Genomic DNA, 3,609 nt, shown 5'->3' on the forward strand with positions numbered 1-3,609 from the left:
TCCTGGGGTGGCCAAGTCCCATGGAATGGGTGGCCAAGTGTTCGTGGAATGACCGGCCAAGTCGCGTGGAATACTCACCTGAAGCTGTACAACTCATTATTATCAATTGACTAATTCTCGTCTCGATCTTGGACGGTGCCGGACGACGCAAGAGAACGTTTGACGTACATCCCCTACTAATCCCTTTCTAACTGACACCGTTGCAGACCTTTGATCTGCATGTCTTCGAGGAAACGACGGCGCAGTGCCGGTACATATTGCTCTGACATTGAAACCTCCTATCGTCAGATTGAGAAGGTCCCAATCGTCCGATAGGCGCGTCAGTTCACCAAATCGCTGCGCTCCGATCAGCGCCCATCACCCACCACAAGCGCCAATACCGCGGCAGCGGTTTCGTCCTGGTCCGCACTGTGAAAGTTGCCGGACAGCACGGCGAAGGTGCGCTTTGGGTTAATGGTGCCGTTCGCTGCGTCGCACATGAACAGACAGGATGCGGACTTTCCCGACTTTGGGTTTTTGCATTTCGCTGACGCAGCATTCTCTCGCTCGTGAAGCACTTCCATAGTTGCGATGCAGCGTATGTTGCCAAAGCGGTCGTTCCCGGTTGTCGCTTGGTCCGATAGAGTCCCCAACCATGGGCAAGTGTCAGGCTTAGGGTCCCTGCGGTTAAGCGAATTGACTGGCCGAGTGCGATAAGCTGTATGCCCTGCATTTTGAGAGCGAAATTCGGGCTGCTCGATTCAGACCAATGACATATGGTCTAGCCTGATCAGTTCCCGTGATTTGCCCCTGTTTGCATTCTGCAACCATAAGTGTGTAGGCTCGACTCAATGAGCGAAGAGCTATCGGTTATGGAAAAAGCGGGCTGGTGTGGCCCATTCGGGCTGAGAAAACTCCGTTAAGCCACACCCTTGCAGGAAGGTGAAAATGTTCAAGAGAATAATGGCACCGGTCGACTTGGCGCATGTCGAACGGCTAAGCGCTGCGCTAGACTGTGCGGCCGATCTGGCAAAGCTCTATCGCGTGCCGATTACATACGTCGGCGTTACGTCGTCCGCCCCTAGCAAATTGGCGCATAACCCGGAAGAGTTTGGCCAAAGGCTTGGTGCATTCGCTGAGCAAGAGGCTGCCAAGCACGGCGTCGAAACGGCGACCCACACTGCTATCGCGCATGACCCGACAACCGAGATCGACGATGCACTGATGCGCGCAATCGGTGAAACTGGCGCCGACCTCGTTGTCATGGCGAGCCATGTACCGAATGTGATGGACTACATCTGGCCGTCCAACGGTGGAAAGCTGGCCGAGCATGCAAAGTGCTCGGTAATGGTTGTGCGCGCGTGACGCACCAAACCATGCAACTATAATTACAGGGGAAACCGAAACATGGCAGATAACACTGACATAGACGAAATCACGGGGATCCCCGCGCCAGAGGGCGCGTCCGATCTCATTGATACCGATTACGAGATCGGTCAGGACAATATCGAAGCGCAGATCGGCCCCTTCGGCCTGGACATTCACAACCCGGTCTTTCTGATCTCGGCCCTTTCGGTTGTTGCCTTCGTGGTTTACGCGCTGCTGGCACCTCAGCAGGCTGCCGACTTCTTTGGCTGGCTCCGCCCGGCACTGACATCCACGTTTGACGGCTTCTTCCTGTCGGCGGCGAACATATTCGTCCTGTTCTGCCTCGTTCTCATCGTGTCGCCATATGGGAAGGTCCGTTTGGGCGGCGCCGACGCCACACCCGATTACGGATATCTCGGCTGGTTTGCGATGCTCTTTGCCGCCGGTATGGGCATCGGGCTAATGTTCTTCGGCGTTCTGGAGCCGGCCTATTACTTTGGCACACCCTGGGGAGACGAGCCTTTGGGGGCAGTGCGTCCGTTCACCGAGGATGGCGCGCTGATCCCGGAAAACGTGGAAGCCGCCAAGCGCATGGCGTTAGCCGCGACCTCTTTTCACTGGGCACTCCACCCTTGGGCTATATATGCCGTCGTCGCGCTCGCGCTGGCACTGTTCAGCTACAACAAGGGTCTGCCACTTTCGATCCGCTCGGCCTTTTACCCGATCTTGGGTGAACGTGTCTGGGGCTGGTGGGGCCACGTGATCGATATTACGGCGGTCTTTGCCACTCTCTTCGGCCTTGCGACTTCGTTAGGTCTGGGAGCACAACAGGCCAATGCTGGTCTGGAGTTTGTCTATGGCATTCCGAGCAACGTAACAGTTCAGGTCATCCTCATCATTGGCATCACCGCCGTCGCGCTGGTCTCGGTCCTGCGGGGACTTGATGGTGGGGTCAAGGTTCTGTCCGAGATCAACATGGTGGTGGCAATCGCGCTTCTTCTCTTCGTACTTTTCACCGCCGGTGCTGTCGGCATCTTTACCGATTTCGGCAAGACGCTTGTGGCCTACGCGCAAGAGGTTGTTCCGCTGTCCAATCCGTTCGGTCGTGCAGATGACGGCTACCGCGAAGGCTGGACCGCGTTCTACTGGGCTTGGTGGATTTCCTGGTCGCCTTTCGTGGGCATGTTCATCGCACGTGTTTCCCGCGGTCGTACCGTCCGCGAGTTCATCACCTGCGTGCTGATCATCCCATCGTTGGTCTGCATCTTCTGGATGGCCGTGTTCGGCGGGACTGCGATCAACGACATGATCGCGAACCTCGGCGACAGCGCGGTGAAAGCCAATGTGATCGACGCCTATAAACCGGAACTGTCGCTGTTTGCGATGCTGGATAGCCTGCCGCTGGCCTCGATCACTTCGACCGTCGGTATTGTATTGGTGATTGTGTTCTTCGTGACATCGTCCGATTCCGGTAGCCTCGTGATCGACACAATCACAGCCGGTGGCAAGATCGATGCACCAGTGCCGCAGCGTGTGTTCTGGTGTACCTTTGAAGGTCTCGTCGCCATCGTGCTCCTGATCGGCGGCGGCCTTGGGTCTCTGCAGGCGATGGTCATTTCAACCGGGTTGCCTTTCACGGTCGTGTTGCTGTTGATGTGTTGGTGTATTTTCAGAGGCCTGAGGGAAGAGCACAAGCATATCTGAACCATTAGGATTGAACGGGCGCGTCTCTGCGCCCCTTCTTAATCTGCCGAGCCACAAAACGGCTTTGCGTGGAGCCTGAATTTGCTTTCTGCCCGGACGATGAAAACATTGCAGGCGCGTCAATGGCTAGAATGGGTTGCGGCCACAACGAATGGCCTTTTTGGCTGGGTTTCTGCGGAGCTCATAATGCGGTCTACACGGTGGACTTTCAGCACCTGCTATCATTCAAGTGAACTGATGTAACAAGCACGGCCTCTTAGGGGGCATACGCTACGTCCAACCGGGACCCGCTCTACTCGATTTGCCTGATTGAGGATCTCGCATGCGGATTTTATCAAGGCCACGCGGCTTCACGATCCGCTCGTAAAACCTGTAAGCACGCTAGACTTTTACTCTCATCTTTTAAGGAGTGGTAGACTAGGCAGCGGACTCATAAAACTCGATCCACAGCCTGACCGATGCCAGTTTGATCATCGACAGGAAATTGCGTGATGTCTTCTCGTATCGGGTTGCGATACGGCGGAACGAGGCTTTCAGCCTGCCAAAGAAACGCTCGAT

The 3,609-nt window shown here is 55.8% G+C and carries 2 protein-coding genes and 1 pseudogene; 2 read left to right on the forward strand and 1 reads right to left on the reverse strand.

Annotation, left to right across the window (positions count from 1 at the left end; genetic code table 11):
- Positions 1 to 927 precede the first annotated feature (927 nt).
- Complete coding sequence (locus LC354_RS26930) at positions 928 to 1,344, forward strand: universal stress protein (RefSeq protein ID WP_223429019.1); 417 nt, start codon at positions 928 to 930, stop codon at positions 1,342 to 1,344.
- A 42-nt stretch (positions 1,345 to 1,386) separates the two neighbouring features.
- Positions 1,387 to 3,051 (forward strand): BCCT family transporter, encoded by a 1,665-nt coding sequence (locus LC354_RS26935; RefSeq protein WP_223429020.1) that lies wholly within the window; start codon positions 1,387 to 1,389, stop codon positions 3,049 to 3,051.
- Between the two features lie 417 nt (positions 3,052 to 3,468).
- Here the strand turns inward: LC354_RS26935 and LC354_RS26940 are convergent.
- A pseudogene (locus LC354_RS26940) lies at positions 3,469 to 3,609 on the reverse strand (IS5/IS1182 family transposase); the annotation flags it as partial.

The sequence above is a fragment of the Tateyamaria pelophila genome, assembly GCF_019966495.1.
In the GTDB taxonomy this organism is placed as follows: domain Bacteria; phylum Pseudomonadota; class Alphaproteobacteria; order Rhodobacterales; family Rhodobacteraceae; genus Tateyamaria; species Tateyamaria pelophila.

Bases quoted from the DNA above. Each gene is read 5' to 3' on its own strand.
- LC354_RS26935 (WP_223429020.1), top strand. From the start codon at position 1,387: ATGGCAGATAACACTGACATAGACGAAATCACGGGGATCCCCGCGCCA.
- LC354_RS26930 (WP_223429019.1), top strand. From the start codon at position 928: ATGTTCAAGAGAATAATGGCACCGGTCGACTTGGCGCATGTCGAACGG.